Here is a 26,469-nt window from a genome sequence, read left to right as displayed (position 1 = left end):
AAATATTTATCATTTATATTTAATTCGTAATTGATAATTATTAAAAGATATCTGCTGGATCAGCCGAACGTAATTTACGTACTGCGATCGCCCCGGATATAAAACACATAATTATGGTCAAAATTAACACTGTGGTTGCTCGACCAAAACTCATTAATACTGGTAGCAATGTAGCTTCTCTAGCGCTAGAATACATAAACATAGCCACAATCCATCCAGGAATATATCCTAAGCAAGCTAATAAGAATGCTTCTTGGAGGATGACTATTAATAAATACCTTTGTGTATAACCTATTGCCTTCAAAGTTGCATATTCAGACAGGTGATCGGAAACTTCGGTATAAAGGATTTGATATACAATCACGGTACCTACAATGAAACCCATGATTGTCCCTAAGGTGAAAATAAAGCCAATAGCTGTGCTACCTGCCCAGTAGTTGCGCTCAAAGTCGATAAATTCTTGCTTAGTTAAAACATTGATATCCGATGGCACATAATTTCGTAATTGTTGAGCAACAATATTAGGGTTTGAGCCGGGCTTCAATTTAATTAGACCAATATCAATTAATCCCCGTTGACGGTCGGTGAATATCCTTAAAAAATTAATGTCGCTGGTAATTAAGTTACCATCTGCGCCAAAGGATGCACCTAAAGTAAATAGTCCTTCTACTCTCATCCGCCTGCGGCGTACTTCTGCTGTAACTGTATTTCCTTGATCTAATTCAGCAGCAATGGGGCCATATTCTTCCCTAGAAGAACGGTCAAATAAAACCACGTCTGGTAGTTTCAATCTATCTAAATTATCTTGCACACCTGGCAAATCAAACAAATTAGATTCTGGATTGAAACCAAATATGAGAATGCTCCGGGGGCGACCGGTAACAGGATTTCTCCAGCTTGTATAATCCAAATATATTGGATGTACCGACTCTACAGCTTGTAATTCTAAAGCCTTATACAATCGCCTTTGAGAAAAGGGTTCCATTGCTAGTAAGGCATTGGATTGTTTATTAATCAACACAATGTCACCCTGTAAGCTACCGTGTAAGCGGACGTTACTATAATAGAGTGCATCCCGAAAACCAATTTGCATAAACATCAAAATATCAGCAAAGGCAATTCCTGCCAAAGCCACGGCTAGGCGAGTTTTATCGCGCGTCAGTTGTAACCACGATAGAGGTATTTTACGATTCATTTTTTCGGCTGGGTAGGCTTACAGGCTAATTCGTAATTAAGAGGCGTTAGGGTTCATCGGGAGTTGGACTATTTTGCTCGGTGGTGTTGTTTTTAAAATTTGGTGTTACTGTTGTTTCGGTATTTACTTGTCTACTAATTTCAGCAATTACTCTGGCATTGGTGAAACCCGAAACTCGCTGGCTATCTTCTGCACTCAAGGCGATTTTGACTTCCACCACTCTGGCGTCTATATCTGCTACAGGATCGATACTTAATGCATCTCTTTTGCCAATTTTTCTGCCAATTTCCGTGATATTTCCCTTTAACTCTCCACTAAATGCCCCATTCTCACTGGTGATAGTAGCAGTTTGTCCCAATCTCACTTGAGCAATACTGTCTTCAGGTACTTCAGCAATCACTATCATTTGCTCGGTTTGTCCAATTTCAGCAATACCTTGGGCGTTTATGGCTTCTCCTGCTTTGGTATGAATTGCTAAAATTTCGCCAGCAATTGGTGCTTGGACATAGCTTAATTTCAGTTCTGCTTCTGCCCTTTTGACATTAGCCATAGCATTACTAACTTGGGCTTGTCCTCTTTGCATATCAGTGGGGCGAAATTCTACAAGTCGATTCAGTCTGGCTTGTTCTTCTTCGATTTGCCTTTGTAAACTCACTAGAGTTTTATCGCGGTTAACTCTGGCTTCAACCAACTGTTGTTCTAAAACTGCGAGAGTTTTTACCTGGTTGGCTCTAGCTTCAGCTAGTTGCTGTCGTAAAGTCGCCTGTACTTGTCTGAGGGTGGCTTGGCTTTCAATAACTTGCTGATTAGAAGTTACCGCACTTAGTCTTCTTCTATCCCGTTCTTGCTGAGAAATAGCACCTTCGCGGTACAACATATCATAGCGTCCAGCGTCAACTTGAGCATTGCGCTGTTCGGCTCGGATGCGGGCAACAGTTGCGCTTAAACTATCTTGTTGTCCTCTGAGTTCGGCTTCTAGGCGATTAACGGTAGCTTGTTGAGTCAATTTTTCCCCACTTAATTGGGCAGCTATCCGCGCAATCATTGCTTGTTGAGCATCTCTTTCGCCGTTTAATTGGGCTTGTAGGCGAGCAATAATTGCATTTTGAGCTTCAATGTCTCTAGGCGAGCCAACTTTGACTTGAGCTAAATTCGCCCGTGCTTCTTGTAGTCTGGCTTTGGCTTCTTCTAGGGCTGCTAGTTGAGTGTCATGGTTGTCTAAAATTGCAATTACTTGACCTTTCCTTACCCGCTCGCCTTCATTCACGAAGAGTTGTTGAACTCTTGATGCAGACTGCAATCCAGCCGTAGGAGCCGACAACTTTAACACTTCTCCTTTGGGTTCCAAACGCCCCACAGCAGTAATGCTGTTAGCCAATGGTTTTACGGGTACAGATGGGCCGAGTTTTTTCAGCTGCTCAACTTTAGCTGTAGTTAGTAGCCCAGCGGCGATGACAATTGGCAGGGCTACAGCGATACCCCACCAAATCTTAGGTTGTTCCGGATCAAGTAGCAGCTCTCTTGAGCTTGGCTTCTCAGTCACCCTTGACATGGTTTTTGCCCACTTTTTGAATTGTGCTGATGGAAATAAAAAAAAGCGAATTAGGGGTAATTAAATTCCGCCAAACAGTTGTTAGTAAATGGCCAGCTGATAACAACAAAAACAAACAACAGTGATTTCGAGCTTGTCTTGCTAAAAATCCACTGCCTGATGAACACTCAACCCTGGTAAATAAGACATTCCAGTAGCTCTGAGTATCATTGAGAGTTACATCATGCAAAAACTATTTTTGTTTGCAACCTGGTATAAATTCAGCAAATATCATTACATACATAAGTATTTGCCAGTACAAATTGACAAACATTTTCTCAAACTTCGATAACTTCTGCTGGATTTTTGAGAGGCTATACCAACAGTCTCAAAAAGCATTTTTACGGCAGAAGTGAGTATTCAGTGAGTTAACGACAGACTACAAATTTATCTCAAATAAAGTACTAAACATCACAGTTTCCTGAAATTGGTGATCAACCGATTTGTAGGTTTATTTACCTCAATCTATATATTTTGGATATTTAATCCCAAAACTAAACTAATGTTGTCTTACTCCATTAAACTCTCGCTGAATAAATTCTACATTCATCGGCTCTGGGAAAACGTAACAGAACCTACAGATAAGGGTTAATGGAGATTGGGGACTAGAAAGTTTCCCCTTTATTTCCCCCATCTCCCTCATCTGTTATTCTGGGAGGTCAAATAATACTGTAGTCATGTAATTTTCTGCCCAGTCTTGGCCAAAGGCTTTTTCTAGGACTCGGCGGGTTTTGTCGTTTTGTTGCTGTTTGGTGCAGTAGTTGCGTTGTCCGGCGAGGATTTGTCGAGATTTTTCTGGGGTAACTGGACTGGAGGCGATCGCCTGGGTACAATGAATGTCTAAAAATTCTTGCACACGTAACAGAAAGGTTGTTTCTTCTTCTGGGGAACTGGGACGCACAAAGAGGCAAAAATCGGAAAATATGTTTCCCCATTCTGGTAATTCACGTGGCTGGGAAAAGTTGATCTGCCTCAGGGCTGTGAGTCGGGTATTATATGCCAATGGTAAGGTACGCTCTAAGTTTACAGGCGATAGGTCGGCGATGGCTGCGCTAATTTGACCTCTACCCCCTACTAAGTCGCAACCAAACATCGGGATGTCATATTCTGGTCGAGGAAACATGACACAATGTAATATATCCAACATATTGCCCACTTTTGCCAGTTCTAAGTGCATTTTGCGGAACTGGGGTGTTTGATAGCAGCGATTTTCTATGGTCAGTTTTTCGCCTTCTAGTCTACCTTCTACATAGCCTAACTCAGCAGGCAAGTGGTAAGGTGATAGATCTAAGTGCTTGTGCCAAACTGCTTCAATACAATCAGCTAGTTGGCGAATTAAGGGATGTTGTTGCTCACGCAGCGAGGGAATAGGGGTTAATGACATCTTCTCAATTATTAAAAATGCTCTTTATTTGTCAGTTTACAACTTGCTGTGTCAGTTCTGTTCGGGCTGGCAACATCAGCAAATACTTGCACCTGGTTCATGTAAATTAATATTACAAACTTGTTTTGTTGGTCAAAATTATTGTTGCTGCTCAAGATTTTAATTTTTGATATATCAAACATTGAGGAAATAAAAATGTTAAAAGTATTTGCTGACCGTGGTGGTACATTCACAGATATAGTTGCTATTACTAATAATCCAGAAATTATTTATAAACTTGCTCGACATCCTGAGCGGTTTTTAATTGTGCCGATTCCTGGGCAGCAATGGGTAATTGTTTACAAATTACTTTCAGAAAATCCTGAAATATATGCCGATGCAGCGATTCAAGGTATTCGGGATATCCTGAGTCTTTCTAGTAATGAATTGATGCCGACACAAGCAATAGAAGTAGTGAAAATGGGTACTACAGTAGCCACCAATGCACTGTTGGAACGAAAAGGCGATCGCGTGGTTCTTCTGATTACCAAAGGTTTTAAAGATGCCTTACATATTGGTTATCAAAATCGTCCTGATATCTTTGCTCGGCAGATAGTTTTACCAACCATGTTGTATGAACAAGTCATAGAAGTTGATGAACGTTATGATGCTCACGGTAATGAATTAATACCTGTAAATATTTCACAAGTTAAACAAGACCTCCAAGCAGTTTACAACACAGGTATTCGCAGTTGTGCCATAGTATTTATGCATAGCGATCGCTATCACCATCATGAACAACAGGTAGCCCAAGTTGCCCAACAAATTGGCTTTACGCAGATATCGGTATCGCATCAAGTCAGTCCGTTAATGAAATTAGTTAGCCGGGGTGATACCACAGTTGTTGACGCTTATTTAACGCCCATTCTCCGGCGCTACGTCAATCAAGTAGCCAGTCAATTACCCGAAGTCAAATTAATGTTCATGAAATCTGATGGTGGTTTAGTTGCGGCTCAACAATTTCAAGGCAAAGATAGTATTTTAAGTGGCCCGGCTGGAGGAATTGTCGGTGCAGTCCAAACTAGTCAACGAGCAGGTTTTGAGTTAGTTATTACCTTTGATATGGGTGGAACCAGTACAGATGTTGCCCATTTTAAAGGAGAGTATGAACGCCAACTAAATTCCGAAATTGCTGGGGCGCGCATGAGAGTTCCTGTCTTAGCTATTAATACCATTGCCGCTGGTGGCGGTTCCATTCTCTTTTTTGATGGTTCTAGTTATCGTGTCGGGCCAGAATCAGCCGGATCAAATCCTGGTCCTGCATCTTACCGCAAAGGTGGGCCATTAGCAGTTACAGATGCCAATGTGATGTTAGGTAAAATTCATCCGCAATATTTCCCCTCTGTTTTTGGCTTAGATGGTAATTTGCCTTTAGATAAAAATATTGTTTTTGACAAATTTACCCAATTAGCTCAAGAAATTGCAGCAATTACACAAAATCATCGTACACCCGAACAAGTAGCAGCCGGATTTATCGCTATTGCTGTGGAAAATATGGCAAATGCTATTAAAAAAATCAGTTTACAAAGAGGCTATGATGTCAGCCAATATACCCTTTGTTGTTTTGGCGGCGCCGGGGCGCAAGTTGCTTGTTTAATCGCCGATATTTTAGGGATGAAAATAATATTTCTCCACCCTTACGCGGGTGTTTTATCTGCTTATGGTATGGGATTGGCTGATATTCGAGCAATTAGAGAAAGAGGAGTAGAACAACATTTAACTCCAGCATTAATTCCGCAATTACAGCAGTTAATTAAAACCTTAGAAACCCAAGCAAGAAATGAATTAACTTCACAGGGTGACAATGGCGAAGCAGAAGTTATCCAAAAACTAAATTTAAAATATGAGGGAACTAACTCAACCTTAAATATTAATTTTGCTGATAATGTAGCGATAATGCGACAAGAATTTGAAATTGAACATAAATCTCGCTACGGTTTCATTCAAGTAGAAAAACCCTTAATTGTCGAATCTATATCTGTAGAAGTAATTCAGAAAATGGATACTCCTGAAGAACCGTTAATTACTCGTACTCGACCTCAAGATGCAGCTCCCTCAAGTATTGAAATAGTCAAAATGTTTACGGGTGACCAATGGCATGATACACCTGTTTATCGACGAGAAGATTTACAACCAGAAGATAAGATTAATGGCCCTGCCGTTATTGTGGAAAAAATTAGCACAATTATTGTGGAGTTAAATTGGGCAGCCAGATTAACTAAACGTAATCATTTAATTCTTTCTTGTTTTTGATTTTTCTGATGCTCTTTTTATTTATTTCACTTTTGATATAGCGGTTCCAGACCTAATGAGGTACACTTTCAAAGCTACTAACCTTATTAAAGAAGATACAGGTTTACCTCAGTTGCTTAGTAAACGCTATAGTTACTCTCAAAAAGATAAAAATATTTGCCAGCAGTATCCAAGTTTCATCTCATTACCCATTAAGTTAGCTAAATTTATGTTGCATTTGCTTGCAGTAGGCGATCGCATTCATTAGTATGCAGTGAAAGTAAGTCCTGATATGAATAAATTAAAATTATTCACTATTTGATTATTACAGGCTGTATCAACGATGGAAAATAATCATCACCAGCGCAGATTACCTAAATTTAGGCGACTTGTCTTTTTTTTGCTGTTAATCCCGTTAATTTTTTTCCTATATAATACAATCCTAAAGCTAGATCTTTTACCTTTTGCTGGGGCTAACAATGAAACTGAGCCAGTTACTTTATCTTTTGTTGTGCCTCAGGAGGAAGCTCCACATTGGCAACCGCTAATTGCTCAATTTGAGGCTAAGAACGAGGGTATTAAGATTAAACTAGCAAAGTTTAATAGCGATAACACCGATGAGTTAAAAAACGCATATATCACAGCTTTTAATAACTCACAGTCTTATGACTTGATTTACATGGACATTATTTGGGTTCCCGAGTTTGTCGAAAATGATCGGTTAATGGATTTGACTAAAGAATTTCCTGAAAAGGATAAATTAAAAACAGAATTTTTTGAGAGTGAGGTCTACAACGCGTTCTATAAGGATAAGTTGTACCGAATTCCCTTCCGCACTGATGTAGGCGTGCTTTACTATCGTAAAGATTTGCTTGATGAGGCAGGGTTCTCACCGCCAAAAACTTTTGATGATTTGAAAAAAATTTCTAAAGAATTGCAAAAACAGAACAAAGCTCGTTGGGGATACTTATGGCAGGGTCGGAAAACTGAAGCATTGTCGGCAATGTTTGTTGAGGTGCTTAAGGGCCATGGTGGCGAATGGATTAATACAGAAAAGAAAACAGTGGGACTTAACCAACAAGAAGCAAAAGATGCAGTTAAGTTTTTACGCAGCACTATCGAGGAGGGTATTTCTCCCCCAGAGATGACTGAGTATGAAGAAAAAGATACTCGCGACTTATTCCGAAATGGTCAAGCAGTTTTTATGCGTAACTGGCCCGATGTCTGGGATGAGGCTAATAAACCAGGTTCTCCTGTTCGTGGCAAGATTGCTATTACATCTATGGTGCGTGCAGTTGGAAAAGAAAGAAGTGGTGCTTGCCTGGGAGGTTGGGGTTTTGGCATTGCTAAAAATATAAAACCAAAACACAGACAAGCAGCTTTACAAGCAATTAAATTCTTCACTAGTGCTGCGGTTCAACGCCAATTTACCTTAGCACATCCATATGTACCAAGTTATCGAAAACTGTTGTTAGAGCCAAAAATTGTGACCAAATACAATCATTATCCAGAACTGCTGAATGTGATTGATAAATCTTGGGTGGCACGTCCACGCATTCCTGAATATGAAGAGGCATCAAGGATTTTACAAGAACATCTCAGCGCAGCTATAAAAGGAGATTCCACTGCTGATGAAGCAATGGATCAAGCGACTAGAGAAACTAAAGATAGACTTGGGTGGTCGTGATTGAATTATTTAGATTGATTGTTCTCATTTTTTCTTATCTCTATTGTGCCGTCATCATTAGCTATAGCTAAGTAGTCATCATTTTTTGGGTTAAAGGCAATGCTGACTACCTTGCTGTTATTTCTATTGCCCTGATCAGAAAATGATTTGTCTCTACTTGTTACACCATTAGCTTGCAACACTTGGACACTGCCATTAGTTGTAGCAGTAGCAATCTCATTTGTAGGACTGAAAGCAACTGCCGCTACATTGTTTGACAAATTTATAGCGTCTGGGTTTAATCTCCAATTCCACAATTCTGCCTTGTTGTCTGAACTGAGTGTTGCTATATATTCCCCATTTGGACTAAAGCTGACATTGATGATGTTATTGTTAAGATTTGGAAGCCGGCTAATTTCGGAATTACTGCTCATATCCCATACTTGAATAATGCTGTTAGCATTAACTGTGGCTAAATAATTATTATCTTTTGGACTGAAGATAACATCAATTACATTATCTTCGGATGCTAAAGATATCATTTTTTTCGCTTCCCAGTCCCATACATTTGCTTTATTGTTCAAATTAGCTATTGCCAAATATTTGCCATCTTGACTGAAGCTAACACCCTTAACATAATTCTTAAGTTCTTGTGTAAAAGCGATTCCGTCACTGTTACTTGTGTCCCATATTCTGACACGGCCATCAGTACTACCACTAGCAAGATATTTTCCATCAGAGCTGAAGTCCAGTGCTACCACGGGAGGGTACACAAACTTGTCATTATCAATCCGATATCGATGCCGTAGAGGTGTGAAACTGTCACTATCAATACTGCCGTTATCAGTTATGTGCATCAAGCGTGCGTTGGAATCCAAACTAGCAGTGGCTATTGTTCTCTCGTCTGGAGAAAATTTAACAGCTACTACGCCATCTGTGTGTGACTCATCACAACCAACTTGCGTCAATTCCGTTCCATTCAACTTCCAAACTCGGACTGTTTTGTCTAAACTAGTTGTGACTAGATACTCTCCATCCGGACTAAAAGCAATTTCACTGACATCAGCCGCAGGCGAATTACAAGCTCTTGGGCTAGGGCTGTTAGGGCTGTTAGAGACGATCGACGGGTTCCTTGTCAACAATCCTATCGACACTCCTATCAATAAGATTGTGAAATATTTAAAGATCACATGATATAAATGACGCTGGCGAGGTTGGTGACGTTTAGGTTCATCTGGAGCAATTGCGGCAGCCAAATCTGAGTTTTCTGGCGAATTAGAAGGTGATACTGGATAGAGTTCAGTCCCAGGCTGGGTAGATGAAAAAAGCAAAGTTTGGTCAGTATTCTCAAGCCGATCTTGCCCAGAAGAAGCAATCAATTCATTTATAGAATTATGCATAGGCTCAGACCAACTGAAAGGTCTTGCTGCTGGATTTTGGCAAATCACTGGTAACCAACTAGCATAGGGAAAATCTTTCTCCAACCCTTGTAATTTTTCCCTTGCTTCCCGCACTGCCATATACAATGATTTTTGCCTGACAAATGCCTCAAGAAAATTTTTTAAAAACTCTTGTGCAATTACATCGGGTACTGGTTGGCGCATAACAATACTGTATGGCAACCCCCAAGTAGCTAGTCTATGCGCTAATCCCAACCCATCACAAGAGTTGAAAATTGCTAATTTTAATCCCTGTTCAATCCCTTTTATTAGAGCATACCCTAACTCATCGAGGGTTAAGCAGTCATCGCGATTGATGTAAATCCGACCAATTTCACCACTCTCGTTACTATCGCTATGACCTGCAAAAAAAAGAATATCCCAATGTTTTTCCCAAAGTTGCCTATTTAATTGATCTCTTTTAGGCTCTTCCAAAAATTCTATTTTTGCCTGCGGTAATCGCTCAAGTATTGCCCGATCCTGCTGGACATCAATATTTGTAGTGTCACCCAAAATTGCTAATATTCTGACATTGTTGGTAACCGATAGCGATCTATGTCTTGGCGGTCTAAACTCTGGTAGACTTAAGGCAATTTCTGCATTTCTGTATTGCTCAGAGAATAAATCCCACAAATTCCAGGGTAATTGCCGTAGTTGAGCATCATTAGTTTGAATTAGCACCTGAATTTCATCATCAGTTTCGCTCAAGTTCCAAAGCAATTGATCGCGGACTCTTCGCCATTCCCTAGAGCTGGAATTGAGCCAGTTATTGAGATACTCTCTCATCTGGGAGCTTAACTCAATCCAAGAAAAGTTAGTCACTGCATTTGGTCGAGGAATAATGCGCTCTTGTGATATTACTGATTGGCGATATTTTGACTGCCAATTTTCCAATGGTTCCAGAATATCCACTGCTGGAGGCAAATGACCTTCAACTTGAATTTCAGTGTCAGCAGCACCATCTTCCCTAATCCGCAGAATGACTGGGAAACCCTGCTCAAAACTACCACGTAATAGTGTCAAGATGGCTTGCTTTCCCATGGCCATTTTTTAAATACGATAAGTATATTAAATCACAAAGTCTTCGGTAAGGCTAACCTTATCTAAAGTTAGATTAGCACTAAAGTGTTCTCCCAGTTTGCCACTAAACTCTAATTGTATAAAATTATCGCCCTTTCTAGCTTCAGCTTGCAACTGAGTCCCAACTTCGTCCCATACCGTTAATTGTAGATTTGGCGGCAAATACTTTTGAGTTACTGCCGGACAAACACGCAGCCGAATGTCTACTTCCTGCTTTGCTTGCGGAGTAATTTTAATAATGAGGATTATTTGCTGACCTGCCAATTGCATTCCTAAGTCGATTATCTTAGCGCCGCTGATACTCATAGCTGGACTATCAGTGTAAATTTCTCGCAACTGCTCGACACTTCTAGTACCAAATGCAAAATTGCTAGCTTCTGCATTTAACATTGCTTCTATAGTCTGCCAACCCGTCGTGAAAACATTCTGCAACCATTGGCTCAAGTTCACCCGCGCCTTACTGACACTTGATAAGGGTTGCTCTACAACATCGGGAATGCTGTCAAGAAAAGTATCGAGGGGTTGGAGATCGGATAACGTTACATATTCTAAAGCAGATGAAATATCAACTACCCTAACAAATCCTATTAACTGTGCTTCATCGAGGCGATCGCTAAAACCGACAGCAACATAACCAATTCTGTCTTCAGTCACTTCTAGAGGTAAAGCAAATGCTGTTTCTCCGGGCAAGACAGGACGGCACTCAATCTTGCCAATACCAGTCAAAACTAGATCGGCAACATCAAATAATGCTCGTTTTAGAGAATGCCAGCTATCACTTTGACTCAGATTCGTATCGATTTGTAGCCATTTGAGATAGTGATGAACCGCATAAACTGCGAGCGTATTCAAATAAATTTGTTTTCCTTTTTGAGGTGTAATTTGTTCAGTAGCAAATTGGTGAGCGATCACATGGGCTTCTCGTCCAAGTGGGACTGTTAAATATCGTTGTGTTTCTAAGCTATTCATGGCGGTTAATTAGGTTGGTATCCAAGCTTAATGGCAATCGATTGCAGGAGTGGTATTCCCTTCAATTTCCAATGAGAAACCAGTGTTTGGTAATTGATTTTGCGTTCATGGGCAATGTCAGCCAGCTTGTCTGGTGGGTTTTTAAAAATAAACAGTAATCTTTGGCTAAGTAACTGGCAATTACACTCAGGATGTTGGCGAGGATAACAATTTCGTAGCTGCTTGTCTGGATCTTGCTCAATGTAAAGTGCAAGGCTGGTAACTATGTTCTGTTCTGACTGTTGCTGCTGTTGTTCGAGATAAATTTCTAGCCCACTGAGCACACGCGGGTTAGATGGTGTTCCTAACAGTTGTCCCTCTTGTGATACTCGTTCCAGCCAAGTTGCTATTTCTACACTATCTGAATCGGAAATAGTTTCATCTAAAGATAAGTATTTTATCTTTCCCGTCAGGGAGGATGGTGTTTTTAAATCCTTCAATCGCCAGTAAAGGTAGGTATTGAGCCATTTCATTAAATCGGTGCGAATTGAAGATGTACGCGGTTGAAAATTTCTTATATTGCGGCTCAACCACTCCCATGTTTGATTTAAAGCATCTAAAAAATAGTCGGGACAGTCTAGTCCAGAGTATTTCCTAAATTCTGGTAGTCCTTGAATCACAATTAGTAGCCGATTCATGGCTTTTCGCCATTCTTTAGTGCCATCTGGGTGTTGACACGCAGCTGCAATTAACTGGCGGAGGCGTTCTTCCTGCTCGTCCATAAAAGCTTTAGCACGAAAAAGGTATAGTTTGGCAAGACAGTAGCCCAGATGGTAAGTACCACTTGAGCTGCCCTTACTCCTATATCAGTAATAAATCGAAAAATTATGAAAACTTTGAAATCCAGTTGTTAAATTCAGTTGCCCAGCAGCATTGCAGAAGCTCAAGAAGTAGCTTGCAGATGTGCTTCTAACGTTTATATATTACTTACCTGCTGAATAGTTTTCATAGTTTTTCAATTAGGCTCCGATACATAAGTAAGAGCTTAGGTTAAATGGGTAATACCCAAACAACCTAAACTCGCTTCACTTAAAGCTTTAGGCTTTTTGATTCACTTGAATATTAGTAGCAAAACCATGTCAAATCACGCAATACCTGAAAGCACTTCTGCTAATCAAGACCTATTTGTTGATTTAAATGAAAAAGAGGCTGAAACAGTTAGCGGAGGTGCATTAGAGAGATTTACTATTATTAACCGAACAAATGCTCGGATTCCTTACACAGTTGATGGAAAAAGAACACTCAACGCGAACCCTAATTCGGTAGTACGATGGACTACTGGACGAGGAGGAATAGTTGCTTTTGATTATGATGTTCGTCGCCCAGGAGTCCAATTACGCAGATACAATTTGTCCAATAATCGTCGGTATGAATTTCGACCCGACAGCAGAACTTCTTATAGAGGCGATATCAACCTCTATCGCGTAGCTTAATAGGTAAATCTCAAGTGGATTTATTGTTTTGAATCTCTCAGGTTATATTTTCCTGGTTTAATACAACTCGAAGAGCCAACTACTTAAATTTTTGAGCTAACAAGTTGAAGACTTTAGATTTGTTGCTAAATAGTGCTAAAAGCACATAAATCCAATATACCACAAGTGTTTTAAGCGATTACGTAACAAGTCTATTAGATATCATGTAAAAATAAGTTGGATAAATTTAATTTGGAAGAATCTATAGCCTTACTTCCCAATTAAAAGTATTCAATTTATTTTTGCAAGGCTGCTTATAAATTCGTGGCTCTTCGAGCTTTTTTCTCTATTAAAAGCTTTGATGATGAAATACCCAATAGTTCTGCAACACAGTGAAGAAGACTGTGGTGCAGCTTGCCTTGCCACAGTTGCTAAACACTACGGACGCACCCTTGCTATTAGTCGGCTACGCGAAGCAGTCGGCACGGGAGCGCGAGGTACCTCTCTACTAGGTTTGAGCCGAGGTGCAGAAACATTAGGATTCAATGCTCGCCAAGTTAAAGCTACTCCTCAACTCATTGACAAACTCAATGAAGCCCCCTTACCAGCAATCATTCACTGGAAAGGCTATCACTGGGTAGTTCTATACGGCCAAAAAGGGAAAAAATATGTAATTGCTGACCCTGCTGTAGGCATCCGCTACCTCACTCGTAAAGAATTGCTCGAAGGTTGGGGTAATGGTGTGATGCTGCTCCTAATACCAGATGACAGCCGCTTTTACGAGCAGCAGGACGAAAAAATTGGTGGTTTTGGACGTTATCTGAAGCGAGTTTTGCCCTATCGTGCCATTCTCGTTCAGGCCATTGCAATCAATATTGCCATTGGGCTACTTTCCCTTGTCTCTCCTTTAATGATGCAACTGCTCACCGATGACGTGCTAGTGCGGGGAGATACCCAACTGTTAACTGTAGTTGCAATTGGGGCGATCGCCATGAATTTATTTAGCAGTGCGATCGCTTTAGTCCAATCTCACTTAATCGGTCACTTTGGTCAACGGCTGCAATTAGGACTAATTCTAGAATACGGACGACAACTGTTGCGCTTGCCTCTGTCGTATTTTGAAGGGCGACGCAGTGGAGAAGTAGTCAGCCGCATTGCGGATATAGATCACATTAATGAGCTAGTTTCCGAAGTTGTCCTTGGTTTACCCAGCCAATTCTTTATCGCCTTGGTTTCTTTGGGTTTTATGCTCTTTTATAGTTGGGGACTAACTTTAGCTTCCTTGGCTGCCTTTGTGATTGTCACTTTAATCAACCTGTTGTTTCTCCCTGCCTTACGTGCCAAAACCCGTAGCCAAATCGTTTTAGGTACAGAAAACCAAGGCTTTCTCGTCGAGACTTTTCGCGGTGTCCAGGTGCTAAAAACCACCCAAGCCACACCCCAAGCTTGGCAAGAGTACCAGGCCAATTACGGTCGTCTGGCTCACTTGGGCTGGAGTACGATGAAATTAGGGCTTTACAGTGGCACAATCACTAGTATTTTTTCTAGTTGCACTAGTATCGCTTTACTTTGGTTAGGTAGTTATTTAGTAATTAATCGTACCTTAAGTATCGGTCAGTTGCTTGCCTTTAGCGGTATGAGTGGCAACTTTCTCGGCTTTTTGAGTTCGGTTATTGGCTTAGTTGATGAGTTTATCACTGCCCAAATTGTTATCCAACGTCTGACAGAGGTGATTGATGCTACTCCAGAAGACGAAAAAGATTTCAAAAAGCCTTGGAGCGAAATTCCTGGCAATGCAGATATTACTTGCACTAATCTCAATTTCCACCATGCAGGTAGAGTTGACCTGCTGCAAGATTTTTCCCTGACAATTCCAGGTGGTAAAGTTACGGCTTTGATTGGTAAATCTGGCTGTGGTAAAAGTAGCCTCGCCAAAATCATGGCTGGTTTATATTCACTTCAGTCTGGCAATATCCGCTATGGGATGTACAATCAGCAAGACCTCTCCTTGGAATGCTTGCGACAACAGGTAGTCTTAGTTCCTCAAGAGCCTCATTTCTGGAGTCGTTCAATTATTGAAAATTTTCGCTTTAGCTATCCTCAAATTGCTTTTGAACAAGTTATTAAAGCTTGCGAGATTGCTGGTGCGGATGAGTTTATCACTAAATTACCCGACAAGTATCAAACTGTTTTAGGAGAATTTGGCGCGAATCTTTCTGGCGGTCAAAAGCAGAGATTAGCGATCGCTAGAGCCATTGTCACCGAGCCGCCTGTACTAATTTTAGATGAATCTACTGGCGCTCTCGACCCAGTGAGTGAAGCCCAAGTGCTAGAAAGACTGCTTTCTCATCGACAAGGGAAAACCACAATTTTAATTAGCCATCGTCCCAAAGTGATCGAGCGAGCAGATTGGATTGTACTTTTGGAGGAAGGACACTTGAAAATTCAAGGGACTCCTGAAACTCTACGGCAAGTATCTGGCGATCATTTGGACTTCCTCGACGGTGTTGTTTTATCAACCACTAGCTTGATATTGCCAGACTGCAACTCTCACCTGAACGGTAAATCTCCTGCTATCAGCAAATAAAAATATCATGCTTAACCTTTCCAACTCCGATTACCTACCTTCAATCCAAGACAATGAGTTTCTACCACCAATTGGTCGTTGGACTACTATCGGCGCATTGTTTATTGTCTTTGCTGTGGGACTAGCTCTCCCCATTGCCTCTGTAACTAAATATAAGGTGACAGTCAAAGGACAGGCTACTGTTCGTCCGGCTGGGGAATTGCGACTGGTTCAAGCTGCTACAGAGGGTCAGGTAATGCAAGTTTTTGTTGCAGAGAATCAAGTTGTCAACAAAGGGGATGTGATTGCTACTATTGATAACTCAAAGCTGCAAACTAAAAAAAGTCAACTGCAAACTAACATGCAGCAGAGCCGATTACAACTGATTCAAATCGATTCTCAAATTAGCGCGATCGCTCGTCAAATTCAAGCTGAATCTGACCGAATTGAGCGCATGATTGCTGCTGCTGAATTTGAACTTTCGCACCGCAGCCGGGATTATCAAGACAAGCAAATTATTACTACGGCTGATGTCGAAGAAGCCGAGGCTAACGTTAAAGCGGCGATGGCTAGTTTTCAAGCAGCCCAAACCAAACGCAACAGGTATGAAACTGTAGTCAAAGTGGGAGCTTTATCCCAAGACCAATTTGAGGACGCAAAACTAGCTGTGCGCCAGCAAGAACAAGCTGTTGAGGCTGCTAAAGCTAGATTACAGCGCCTGCGTACTGCCCTCAATCCTAGTAATGCAGAAGTGGCGATCGCTTCTGAGCGTCTGGCTCAAGAAAAAGCTGCGGGAGAAGCCGCGATCGCGACATTAGATAAAGAACATCAGGCTTTGATCAGTAACCGGATTGAAATTCAAAAACAGCTAGAGCGCGATACCCATGAATTTAAACAAGTTAATAACGATCTTAAGCAGACAGTAATTACAGCCACAGCAGACGGTATCATCTTCAAGCTAAATCTGCGAAACCCCGGTCAAACTGTACCTGCAGGAGGGGAGGTTGCCCACATTGTCCCTAGTAATGCTCGTATGGAAGTCAAAGCGATGGTAGGGCTTCAAGATCGAAACAAGTTGAAACCAGGTCAAAACGTCCAGATGCGGGTTTCTGCGTGCCCGTATCCAGATTATGGCACTCTCAAGGGTAAAGTGAAGGCGATCGCTCCAGATGCGACCTTACCTCCAGGAAATAGTACTACTACCTCAATAACAGCTACTCGCCAACAAACATCTGCTATGAATGCCTTTTACGAGATCACGATTGAGCCAGAAAGTCTTTCTCTAGGTCAAAGTCAACACCAATGTGCGATCCAACTGGGAATGGAGGGTACTGTTGATATTATTTCTAGGGAAGATACTGTGCTTCAATTCCTGCTGAGGAAAGCAAGGCTGATCGCTGACTAGTGACCTTTTTTGAATTTTGAATCGAATCTATTAATCAAAAATCAAAGCGACTTTGAAAGTGAGTTTAACGCCTCGAGGAAGTCCCCACCCTCAACGTACTCGTAGGGAGGGGATAAGGGATAGGGAGCGGAGGATGACAATTGCATCTGGTATTGATGACTCGATCAGCGATCGCGTTTAGTCCCACGGCGTGATGCGGATGAACTACTATTGGACTTTTTTTTGCCACCTACCACGGTTCGCGGTGCCGATTTTTTAACTGATGTTTGTGGTGAAGGTTTAGCAGTAGCACGAGCCGGACGCTTGCTACCTTTGGGACTGGGTTTGTGTTTGTGTCCATCTGGAATTGCTTCAGCTTCAGGCTTGGTGTGAGAATTGACTTCAAAGCCAGTGACTACTTCAAATGGCAAACGCTGTTCAATCAGTTTTTCAATATCTGCCAATAGATGATATTCATCGGCGCACACGAGGGAGATAGCTTCACCTGACGCACCAGCGCGGCCAGTACGACCAATGCGATGAACGTAATCTTCTGGGACATTGGGTAAATCGAAGTTGACGACATGGGGTAATTCGCTGATATCAAGGCCACGAGCTGCAATGTCAGTAGCTACTAGTACCTGTAAACTGCCGTTTTTGAACTTCGCTAGAGCATAGGTACGCGCCGATTGGCTCTTATTACCGTGGATAGCCAGTGCTTGAATGCGCTCAGAGTTCAACTGCTTCACCAGACGGTCAGCACCAAACTTAGTGCGAGTAAACACTAGCACTTGGTACCAGTTATCTTGCCGAATCAGTTGAGCAAGTAAGTGACGCTTTCTGTCCCGCTCTATTTTGTAGACTTTCTGTACCACCGTGTCAGCCGTAACGTTGCGGCGTGCTACTTCAATCATCTTCGGGTGATTCAGCAGCCCCGCGGCGAGTGCTTTGATTTTCTCGGAAAAGGTGGCGAAAAATAGCAAGTTTTGTCGCTGTTTAGGCAGGAGCGAGATAATACGACGGATATCACGAATAAAGCCCATGTCCAGCATTCGGTCTGCTTCATCCAGCACCAAAATTTCAATATGCGACAGGTTCACCGTACCCTGCTGCACATGGTCTAGCAGTCGCCCTGGGGTAGCAACCAGAATATCAACGCCGCTCTTTAAACGCTGTTTTTGAGGACCAATACTGACTCCGCCGAACATGACCATGGTGTTCAACTTCAGGTACTTGCCGTAATCGCGTACGCTTGATTCCACTTGTGCGGCGAGTTCACGAGTCGGGGTGAGAATCAGCGCCCGGATTGGTGGGTATCCATTAGAGGTACCTTTGACATTCTTTTCAGAAGACAATCGATGTAGTAGCGGCAGGGTAAAGCTTGCAGTCTTACCTGTGCCGGTTTGGGCACCAGCTAGCAAATCACTACCTGATAACACCGCAGGAATTGCCTGCATCTGGATTGGCGTAGGTTTGGTGTATCCTCGCTCGGTGACAGCACGGATAATTTCAGTTGACAAGCCGAGAGTAGAAAAAGACATAAGACTCCATAATTAACATCGGCCTGTCGCCTGTGGTGGCGTCAGTCTTAGGCGGACGGATAAATGTTTGAAGGGCAGTAGCGCCAAGACCCAGAGCAAGTGCCGCAGCTTTGTATTCTAACAGAGTGCAGTCTATGATGTATTAATGTCTGGAAGACTTTATATTTGGTGATCTGAATGCAGAAACCCAGACCTCTATGAAGTAAGTCTGGGTAGTTCATAATTAATTCCACGCCAATTGAAATTTTTCATCAATGCCGTGTACAAGGTATTGGAAGGATTTGGTTAAATAGGTTAAGCGAAGGGGTTACCACCACCACTAGCAAAGGGGTTATCTCCACCAGCGAAGGGGTTACCGCCACCACCTCCAGCAAAGGGGTTCTCTCCACCAGCGAAGGGGTTACCGCCACTACCACCGCCAGCAAAGGGATTACCGCCACTACCGCCGGCAAAGGGGTTCTCTCCACCAGCGAAGGGGTTACTGCCACTACCACCGCCAGCAAAGGGATTACCGCCACTACCGCCAGCGAAGGGGTTCTCTCCACCGGCAAAGGGATTACCACTACCACCAGCAAAGGGGTTCTCTCCACCAGCAAAGGGATTACCGCCACTACCGCCGGCAAAGGGGTTCTCTCCACCAGCAAAGGGATTACCACTACCACCAGTCAAAGAATCACCACTACCACCAGCAAAGGGGTTACCGCCACCACCAGTCAAGGAATCGCCATTAGTAGCCCAAGGGTTGACACCACCAGTTAATGGGCTACCAGGAGCATTTGGGTTGCCAAAGCCAGTAAAGGGATTACCTCCAGAGGGAGCGCCACCTCCATTTGGGGTGCCACCAGCCAAAGGGTTCTCTCCACCAGCATTACCACCAGTGGCGCTGAGAAAACCCTGGATAATGGTTTCTTCGGTGACACCTGGAATATTGAACAAAGCACCAAAGGGTGATTGTCGAAGTAGTTCTCCAGGAGAGGAGTTGCTGTTACCACCATTCATTGAATCTTCCATGAAAATTAATTCTCCTCTTGTTCAGATAAATATCTCGATAGTGCTGGAACATTAAATAGAGAAAATTTAACCAGCTTTTTGATTCTTTTCTGTTGCTAATTCTCTAGCTAGTTATGAGATTTTTGAGATTAATCGATGCATGTTAATGAACATCTTAATTATTGGTTTGACAACAAGATATTCATTATTTTTTGCTCATCTTACATTCAACTCTAGAAAGCTTTTGCTAGAAAAGTAATGAATAATTTTTAGGTTTTAATGATAATATTTTATGTTTTATATTAATCATTTGGGTAGCTTTAAATGTAAAATTAAAGGCTCGTTTTCCCTTCAATTTCAGAAAATTTCGTATTTTAGCGCATGATAACAGTACTTGATTACATCAGCCTTTTGCTTGGCTATGCCCACCTTCAAAAAGCAAATAATAGTCCTATGTCATGCGCCAATTATTTATCTAGAAGTTGCATTCAAATATGAAAGAAATATTGGATAGTTAATAAAGCTATTTGCTACACAACATTTACTTTTGAATGCAACTGATACTGATTCTCTATGATGATGCACTTAATATTAAAAAGTGCAATGTTATGGAGAATAGGTATGAGCAGAACTAAACAGAAGTGACCAATGTAGGTATAGACCAACGATTAACTACTTTACCTAAAACTGACATTTCTTGAGCCAAGCGGTCAAATTTTTCAGGAGTTAACGATTGTGGCCCATCAGATAATGCTCTAGCGGGATTTGGGTGAACCTCGATCATCAAAGCATCTGTACCAGCTGCGATCGCAGCTAAAGCCATAGATGGAACATACTCAGATCTACCAGTACCGTGACTCGGATCAATCATGATTGGTAGATGTGTGAGCGATCGCAATACTGGCAGCACTGATAAATCCAAGGTATTACGAGCATATTTACCATCAAATGTCCTAATTCCTCGTTCACAAAGAATCACATTGGGATTTCCTGATGCCAAGATATATTCTGCGGCCATTAACCACTCGTCAATTGTGGCTGACATTCCGCGTTTGAGTAGCACAGGTTTATCTTGAGCGCCTACCTTTTTCAGCAACGAGAAGTTGTGCATATTCCGCGCGCCGATTTGGATGATATCAGCTACTTTCGCTACGGCTGGTAAATCGGCAGCATCCATTAGTTCTGTAATGATGCCTAAACCAGTAGCTTGACGCGCTGCTGCTAATAAATCTAGGGCGCTTTCACCATAGCCTTGAAATGCATAAGGTGAAGTCCGGGGTTTGTAAGCTCCTCCACGCAGAAACTTTGCACCGGCTGCTTTAACCCGCTTTGCTGTCTCCACAATCATTGCTTCGTTTTCCACCGAACAAGGCCCAGCTACCACCACTATAGGATGATGTTCTCCGAAAGAAACACGACCATTGGGTGTGGGTACAACAACCTCGCTGGCTTCGCCATGTCGAAATTCTCGACTAACCCGCTTGAAAGGTTTTTCTACTCGCAATACTTGTTCAATCCAAGGGCTGAACTCCTGGATTTGCATTTTATCGATGGTGGTAGTGTCACCAATTAACCCCAGAATAACTTTACGCGCACCGACACTTTTTTCTACTGTGACTCCCCAAGTGTCTTGCAAATCTTCGCTAATGCGAGTGATTTCGTCAGTGGGTGTTCCGTTTTTAAGTACTACAATCATTTGTTTTCCTTTCTATATTATTAATTGGGCGTTGCTGATTAGTGGGATGATTTGTGTTGGGCTACGCCCCGCTTTGCTAACGCGCAAAGGCGCAAAGGCGCAAAAATATCCTTAATAGAAGTTGGTAACTATTGCAAAAAGGCTGTGAGTTGTTCTAACTTTGTCCAAGCAGCACCGCTACGTAGAACTTCTTTCGCAACGATCATCCCTTTGACACAGCCTTCTAAAATATCTGTGTTGCCATCAATAGCCTCACCAACTTGCAGAGCTAAAGCTGTATTTAAAGCAACTACATCTTGCTGCGCTTGAGTGCCTTTGCCTTGTAAAACTGCCTTTAAGATTTCTGCATTTTCTTGGACATCTCCACCCCGTATAGCTGTAGTTGGTGCATGACTTAAACCTAGTTCTTGAGGATTGAGTGTTAAGCAATGTACTTTTTGCCCTTGGAGTACAGCTAAGTAAGTCACATCCGCCAACCCAGCCTCATCTAAGCGTTCTCGTCCGTGGAGGGCGATCGCTTGGCGACATCCCAATTGTGATAAGGCTTGCGCGATCGCTTCTAGTAAAAGTGGATCGTTCACACCGATAATTTGCCCTGTTGGACGCATGGGATTGACTAGTGGCCCCAACAGGTTAAAAATAGTCCGCACCTTCAAAGTTTTCCGCATAGCAGCAACTGCTTTGAGTGCTGGATGCCAACCTGGAGCAAACAAAAAGGTAATCCCAACTTCTGCAACAGCCGCCTGCACTTTCTCAGGACTGGCGTTGAGATTTATCCCCAAGGCTTCCAACACATCAGCCGAACCAGCCTTACTAGATGCAGAACGATTGCCATGTTTAGCAACTTTCACCCCGGCGGCGGCGGCGACAAAGGCCACAGCAGTAGAAATATTAAAAGTTGAAGCTCCATCTCCACCAGTTCCACAGGTGTCTATCAGGGGAGTGGTGAGTGGTGAGTTGGGAGTGGGGGAAGAAGATTGTGATTGTAAAACACTAGCCATCCCAACCAATTCTTCTGCGGATGCGCCTTTGGCTTGAAATGCCGCTAAAATCGCCCCTGAGATGACGGGGGGAATGGCATCTGTGAGCCAACCTTGCATGAGATCCGCCGCTTGAGAAATAGAGAGCGATCGCCGGTCAAGTAACTGTTGCAATAAAGCTGACCAGTTGTAGGAGTCTAAACACAGGGGAATATTGTGAGGTAAAGCTTGAGTTGTGGCTATCATTGCAGTAATTTGGCTACAGTTTGCACATCTTTATCGCCTCTGCCAGAGCAGTTAATGACAATGCGAGGATTACCATCTAATTGAGGACAGAGAGTTTCTAAATAGGCGATCGCATGAGCAGTTTCTAAAGCGGGAATAATCCCCTCTAGTTGCGAAAGCCTCTGAAATGCTGCTAATGCTTGTTTATCAGTCACGCTGTAATATTCAGCACGACCTAGATCCTTTAAATAGCTATGTTCTGGCCCAACGCCAGGATAATCTAGCCCTGCACTAATGGAATGTGCTTCAATGATTTGACCATCATCATCTTGTAGTAAATAGCTCATGGCACCGTGCAGTACGCCAACTTGGCCTCGCGTTAAAGTCGCTGCGTGTTTTTCTGTATCTACACCTTCGCCTGCTGCTTCCACTCCCACTAGACGCACAGAAGGTTCATTCATAAACTCATGAAACAATCCAATGGCATTGGAACCACCACCCACACAAGCCAGGAGAATATCTGGTAATCCTCCCCATTTATCCTGACACTGAACGCGAGTTTCTTTACCAATAACTGCGTGGAAATCACGTACTATCATCGGGTAGGGATGAGGCCCAGCAACCGAACCCAGGATGTAATGAGTTGTTTCTACGTTTGTTACCCAATCCCGAATCGCTTCGGAAGTAGCATCCTTAAGAGTGCCAGTACCTGCCTCAACTGGACGAACTTCCGCCCCCATGAGCTTCATGCGAAACACATTCAGGGCTTGGCGTTCCATATCATGGATGCCCATGTAAATCACACATGACAAACCGAAACGCGCACACGCAGTAGCAGTTGCCACACCATGCTGTCCAGCACCAGTTTCTGCAATAATGCGCTGTTTACCCATGCGTTTGGCTAACAAAGCCTGAGCTAAAGCATTGTTAATTTTGTGAGCGCCGGTATGATTTAAATCTTCCCGCTTTAAGTAAATTTGCGCTCCCGTGCCATCAGGTTTGGCGTAGTGGGTAGTGAGGCGTTCGGCAAAATATAAGGGGTTGGGTCGTCCTACATAATCCCGTAGTAAGTTTTGCAATTCGGTTTGAAAGCTCGCATCGTTATGATATTGATGAAATGCGGCTTCTAATTCGCTTAATGCTGGCATTAATGTTTCCGGAACATACTTCCCACCGAATTTGCCAAACCTGCCTAAGGAATCAGGTTGCACAATTGTATTTTTGATGTCTGATATACTTACCACGGTTTAAGACCTCTTACTGCAATTATTTTGTTTAAAATTTGATATTTCCTTTGTGTCCTTGGCGGTATGTGCTGCGCGCACGCTACTCTTTGGACTCAGGATGAATTTGTTTCGCGCAAAGGCGCAAAGGCGCAGAGAGTGAGAGTTTGAGAGATGGATTTTTTACTTGACACTAAGTTGTTGCAGAGATATGGGACTAATTGCTGCTTTCAATTCTCGACAAAATTTTTCTACGGATTGTAGTCCTTCGGTTGGGCTACCTTCGGCTAATCGTTTGACAAAAGCACTACCAACAATTACTGCGTCTGCACCCCATTCTTTTACTTGATGTGCTTGTTCTGGTGCTGAGATGCCAAAGCCAACGCCAATGGGTTTATCGGTAACACTGCGTAAATCGGTGAGTAAATGCTGCACTCGGTCTTGGAGTTGAGAGCGGATACCAGTAACACCAGTTACACTGACAAGGTAGATAAAACCCTGGGATTGACGAGCGATCGCTTCTATCCTTTCTCTAGAACTGGTAGGGGCTACAAGCAAAATTACTTCAATTTCAAAGGCAGCGGCAGCTTGTATTAATTCTTCTGATTCTTCTAAGGGTAAGTCTGGCACTACTAACCCTTGCACCCCAGCAACAGCAATTTCTGCTAAGAACGATTTAATCCCCCGGCGCAAAATGGGATTGTAGTAAGTGAATAAAATGATTGGTGCTTTGAGGCTAGGGCTAACATCTTGCAACATTTCTAGCACTTGCTCTAATTTGATGCCTTTTTGCAAGGCGCGAGTTGCGGCTGCTTGAATCACAGGCCCATCGGCTAAGGGGTCGGAGTAGGGAACGCCTAACTCGATGAAGTCAGCACCATTGCGATCTAAGATGCGTAAAGCTTCTGCTGTAGTTTCTAAGTCAGGATCACCAGCCGTGATAAAAGGAATCAAAGCACACTGTTGGCGATTGCGTAAAGTCTGAAAGGAATGAGAAATAGCAGCCATCTTGATAATTCACCTCAAAAAATGGTTTCTATGCAACTTCAATCACGATTTTTCCACGGACATCTTCGCCATGTGATTCAAGTTTTTTATGAGCTTCTGCGACTTGATTTAATGGAAAAGTCATCCCCACCACGGGTTTGATTTGACCCCGTTCAATCAGGTTTCTTAAAGCATCAAGCTTGGGACGGGTGTGATCTAAATGTACGAAGTGGATAGTAATATTTTTGAAAATGGCGGCGTTGAGATCACCTTCAACACCTGTGACAGTTACAACACGACCATCGGCTTTTGTCACTACCAAACTTTGAGCTAAAATTTCGCCCCCAACGGTAGTCAAAGTTACATCAACTCCTTTCCCGTTTGTTTCTTGCTGAATGATTTCAATAAAGTTGTCGTTACGGTAATCTATTACTCTGTCTGCACCGAGGGACTTGACAAACTCGGCATCATAACTACCGCAGGTTGTGTAAACATAAGCACCAGCGGCTTTAGCGATTTGGATAGCAAATGTACCAACACCACCGCCACCACCATGAATTAGTACTGTTTCACCAACTTTGATATTTGCTCTGGTGATGAGTGCAGCCCAGGCTGTACCACCAGCAATAGGTACGCTAGCAGCTTCTAAATGATTGATATTTCTCGGCTTTTTCGCCACAATTGATTCATCAGCAACATGGTACTCAGCATTAGCACCATCACCACTCATGAGTTCAATGGCGTAATAAACTTCGTCACCGACTTGAAAGTCTTGGACGTTTTCACCAACTGCCTCAACGACACCGGAAACGTCATAACCTAAAATTGCGGGTAGCTTTACTCTGAGTCCAAAAAAGCCTTGACGCATTCCGCAATCGGCTGGATTTACGGAAGTTGCATAAACTTTGACTAAAACTTGGTTTGGTTTTGGTGTGGGTTTATTGACATCCCGTTGTGTAAATACTTCTGGACTGCCAAAGTTTGTGATCACGATCGCTTTCATAAGCTCAAGATACGACGTACAGCTTGTTCTATATTGCTTTGTTTTATTAAAGACTCTCCTACTAAAACTGCACGCGCACCAGCATCAGCCACAAAGGATAAATCAGCAGGTGTATACAATCCAGATTCACTGACAACGGTAAGATCCAAGTTCTTGATTCTTTGCCGACACTGTGTTAAAAGTTGCTGTGTGGTTAGTAAATCTACTGTAAAATTCTCTAGATTACGGTTGTTAATTCCCACTAAACGCAGGTCTTCCAACCTTAGGACTCGATCTAGTTCACTCAAGGTATGGACTTCTACCAGGGCATTCATCCCCAAATCGTGAATTAAGTGTAAAAATTCTTGGAGTTCTGTATCTGATAGGATAGCAGCAATTAATAAGACAGCATCTGCACCTACTGTCCGTGCTAAATAAATTTGGTAGGGGTCAATGATGAACTCTTTACACAGTAAGGGTAATTTTACAGCAGAACGCACAGCCCGCAGATTAGCAAAACTACCTTGAAAGAACTTTTCATCAGTCAGTACTGATAGACAAGCCGCACCACCTCGTTCATATGCTTGAGCGATCGCTACTGGGTCAAAGTCAGCCCGAATAATTCCGCGGCTGGGTGATGCTTTTTTTACTTCGGCAATTAAGCTGGGTTGACTGGGATTCTGTTGTAACGCAGTCAAGAAGTTTCGTACAGGTGGCGCAGCAGTTAACCGTTGTTGCAAAGATGCTAAAGATATTTCTTGTTGCATTTGTGCAACTTCTGGCTTTTTGTGCCACACAATTTCTTCGAGAATGTGACCATGAATGGCAACTGGAATATTCATAAACTGC

The 26,469-nt window shown here is 42.5% G+C and carries 20 protein-coding genes; 6 read left to right on the top strand and 14 right to left on the bottom strand.

Annotated elements, in window-relative coordinates:
* Positions 1-40: 40 nt before the first annotated feature.
* The 3 genes from devC to ACM0OT_RS14500 form a co-directional block, all read right to left on the bottom strand.
* Positions 41-1,195: an ABC transporter permease DevC gene (devC, locus tag ACM0OT_RS14510; RefSeq protein ID WP_414565051.1), complete on the bottom strand. Its 1,155-nt coding sequence runs from the start codon at positions 1,193-1,195 to the stop codon at positions 41-43.
* A gap of 46 nt (positions 1,196-1,241) precedes the next feature.
* Positions 1,242-2,747 (bottom strand): HlyD family efflux transporter periplasmic adaptor subunit, encoded by a 1,506-nt coding sequence (locus tag ACM0OT_RS14505; RefSeq protein ID WP_414565050.1) that lies wholly within the window; start codon positions 2,745-2,747, stop codon positions 1,242-1,244.
* 685 nt (positions 2,748-3,432) lie between these two features.
* Positions 3,433-4,170, bottom strand: a complete 738-nt coding sequence (locus ACM0OT_RS14500; protein ID WP_414565049.1) for a phycocyanobilin:ferredoxin oxidoreductase — start codon at positions 4,168-4,170, stop codon at positions 3,433-3,435.
* A 195-nt stretch (positions 4,171-4,365) separates the two neighbouring features.
* On the opposite strand from ACM0OT_RS14500, the gene ACM0OT_RS14495 reads away from it, so the two are divergent.
* From ACM0OT_RS14495 to ACM0OT_RS14485, 3 genes are all read left to right on the top strand, one after another.
* The gene (locus ACM0OT_RS14495) at positions 4,366-6,462 is read left to right on the top strand and encodes a hydantoinase/oxoprolinase family protein (RefSeq protein WP_414565048.1); all 2,097 of its coding nucleotides are present in this window, start codon (positions 4,366-4,368) and stop codon (positions 6,460-6,462) included.
* Positions 6,463-6,517: 55 nt separating this feature from the next.
* Positions 6,518-6,709, top strand: a complete 192-nt coding sequence (locus ACM0OT_RS14490) for a hypothetical protein (protein WP_414565047.1) — start codon at positions 6,518-6,520, stop codon at positions 6,707-6,709.
* 75 nt (positions 6,710-6,784) lie between these two features.
* A complete protein-coding gene (locus ACM0OT_RS14485) occupies positions 6,785-8,128 on the top strand; it encodes an ABC transporter substrate-binding protein (protein ID WP_414565046.1) in 1,344 nt (447 codons plus the stop codon).
* 5 nt (positions 8,129-8,133) lie between these two features.
* On the opposite strand, the gene ACM0OT_RS14480 is transcribed toward ACM0OT_RS14485, so the two are convergent.
* Genes ACM0OT_RS14480 through ACM0OT_RS14470 form a run of 3 tightly spaced genes read right to left on the bottom strand, consistent with a single transcriptional unit; the run spans position 8,134 to position 12,356 of the window.
* Positions 8,134-10,587, bottom strand: coding sequence for a CHAT domain-containing protein (locus tag ACM0OT_RS14480; RefSeq protein WP_414565045.1), 2,454 nt, complete (start codon positions 10,585-10,587; stop codon positions 8,134-8,136).
* Between the two features lie 27 nt (positions 10,588-10,614).
* A complete protein-coding gene (locus ACM0OT_RS14475) occupies positions 10,615-11,595 on the bottom strand; it encodes a DUF1822 family protein (RefSeq protein ID WP_414565043.1) in 981 nt (326 codons plus the stop codon).
* Between the two features lie 5 nt (positions 11,596-11,600).
* Positions 11,601-12,356 (bottom strand): hypothetical protein, encoded by a 756-nt coding sequence (locus ACM0OT_RS14470; RefSeq protein WP_414565041.1) that lies wholly within the window; start codon positions 12,354-12,356, stop codon positions 11,601-11,603.
* A gap of 354 nt (positions 12,357-12,710) precedes the next feature.
* Here ACM0OT_RS14470 and ACM0OT_RS14465 point away from each other — a divergent pair, with 354 nt between their 5' ends.
* The 3 genes from ACM0OT_RS14465 (at position 12,711) to ACM0OT_RS14455 (ending at position 17,017) form a co-directional block, all read left to right on the top strand.
* Positions 12,711-13,067: a hypothetical protein gene (locus ACM0OT_RS14465; protein WP_414565040.1), complete on the top strand. Its 357-nt coding sequence runs from the start codon at positions 12,711-12,713 to the stop codon at positions 13,065-13,067.
* Positions 13,068-13,410: 343 nt separating this feature from the next.
* Positions 13,411-15,633 carry a peptidase domain-containing ABC transporter gene (locus tag ACM0OT_RS14460; protein ID WP_414565160.1) on the top strand — a complete coding sequence of 741 codons (2,223 nt, stop codon included), beginning with the start codon at positions 13,411-13,413 and terminating at the stop codon, positions 15,631-15,633.
* 7 nt (positions 15,634-15,640) lie between these two features.
* Entirely contained in the window at positions 15,641-17,017 is a 1,377-nt protein-coding gene (locus ACM0OT_RS14455) for an HlyD family secretion protein (RefSeq protein ID WP_414565038.1), read from the top strand.
* A 164-nt stretch (positions 17,018-17,181) separates the two neighbouring features.
* On the opposite strand, the gene ACM0OT_RS14450 is transcribed toward ACM0OT_RS14455, so the two are convergent.
* The 8 genes from ACM0OT_RS14450 to trpC form a co-directional block, all read right to left on the bottom strand.
* On the bottom strand, positions 17,182-18,537 hold the full coding sequence (locus ACM0OT_RS14450; RefSeq protein ID WP_414565037.1) for a DEAD/DEAH box helicase: 1,356 nt from the start codon (positions 18,535-18,537) through the stop codon (positions 17,182-17,184).
* Positions 18,538-18,831: 294 nt separating this feature from the next.
* Positions 18,832-19,548, bottom strand: a complete 717-nt coding sequence (locus ACM0OT_RS14445) for a hypothetical protein (RefSeq protein WP_414565036.1) — start codon at positions 19,546-19,548, stop codon at positions 18,832-18,834.
* Positions 19,549-20,158: 610 nt separating this feature from the next.
* A complete protein-coding gene (gene aroF, locus ACM0OT_RS14440; protein ID WP_414565035.1) occupies positions 20,159-21,223 on the bottom strand; it encodes a 3-deoxy-7-phosphoheptulonate synthase in 1,065 nt (354 codons plus the stop codon).
* Between the two features lie 128 nt (positions 21,224-21,351).
* Complete coding sequence (gene trpD, locus ACM0OT_RS14435) at positions 21,352-22,449, bottom strand: anthranilate phosphoribosyltransferase (protein ID WP_414565033.1); 1,098 nt, start codon at positions 22,447-22,449, stop codon at positions 21,352-21,354.
* Positions 22,446-23,672 carry a tryptophan synthase subunit beta gene (gene trpB / locus ACM0OT_RS14430; RefSeq protein ID WP_414565031.1) on the bottom strand — a complete coding sequence of 409 codons (1,227 nt, stop codon included), beginning with the start codon at positions 23,670-23,672 and terminating at the stop codon, positions 22,446-22,448. Before trpB ends, trpD begins: the two co-directional genes overlap by 4 nt.
* A gap of 162 nt (positions 23,673-23,834) precedes the next feature.
* Positions 23,835-24,659 carry a tryptophan synthase subunit alpha gene (gene trpA / locus ACM0OT_RS14425; RefSeq protein ID WP_414565030.1) on the bottom strand — a complete coding sequence of 275 codons (825 nt, stop codon included), beginning with the start codon at positions 24,657-24,659 and terminating at the stop codon, positions 23,835-23,837.
* A gap of 28 nt (positions 24,660-24,687) precedes the next feature.
* Positions 24,688-25,629 carry a zinc-dependent alcohol dehydrogenase family protein gene (locus tag ACM0OT_RS14420; RefSeq protein ID WP_414565029.1) on the bottom strand — a complete coding sequence of 314 codons (942 nt, stop codon included), beginning with the start codon at positions 25,627-25,629 and terminating at the stop codon, positions 24,688-24,690.
* An 8-nt stretch (positions 25,630-25,637) separates the two neighbouring features.
* Entirely contained in the window at positions 25,638-26,462 is an 825-nt protein-coding gene (gene trpC / locus ACM0OT_RS14415; protein WP_414565028.1) for an indole-3-glycerol phosphate synthase TrpC, read from the bottom strand.
* Positions 26,463-26,469 lie beyond the last annotated feature (7 nt).

It is taken from the genome of Anabaena sp. CCY 9613 (genome assembly GCF_963920895.1).
GTDB lineage: Bacteria > Cyanobacteriota > Cyanobacteriia > Cyanobacteriales > Nostocaceae > Cyanocohniella.
Note: the sequence above shows the minus strand (reverse complement) of the source record. Positions and strands in the feature narration are given on the sequence as shown.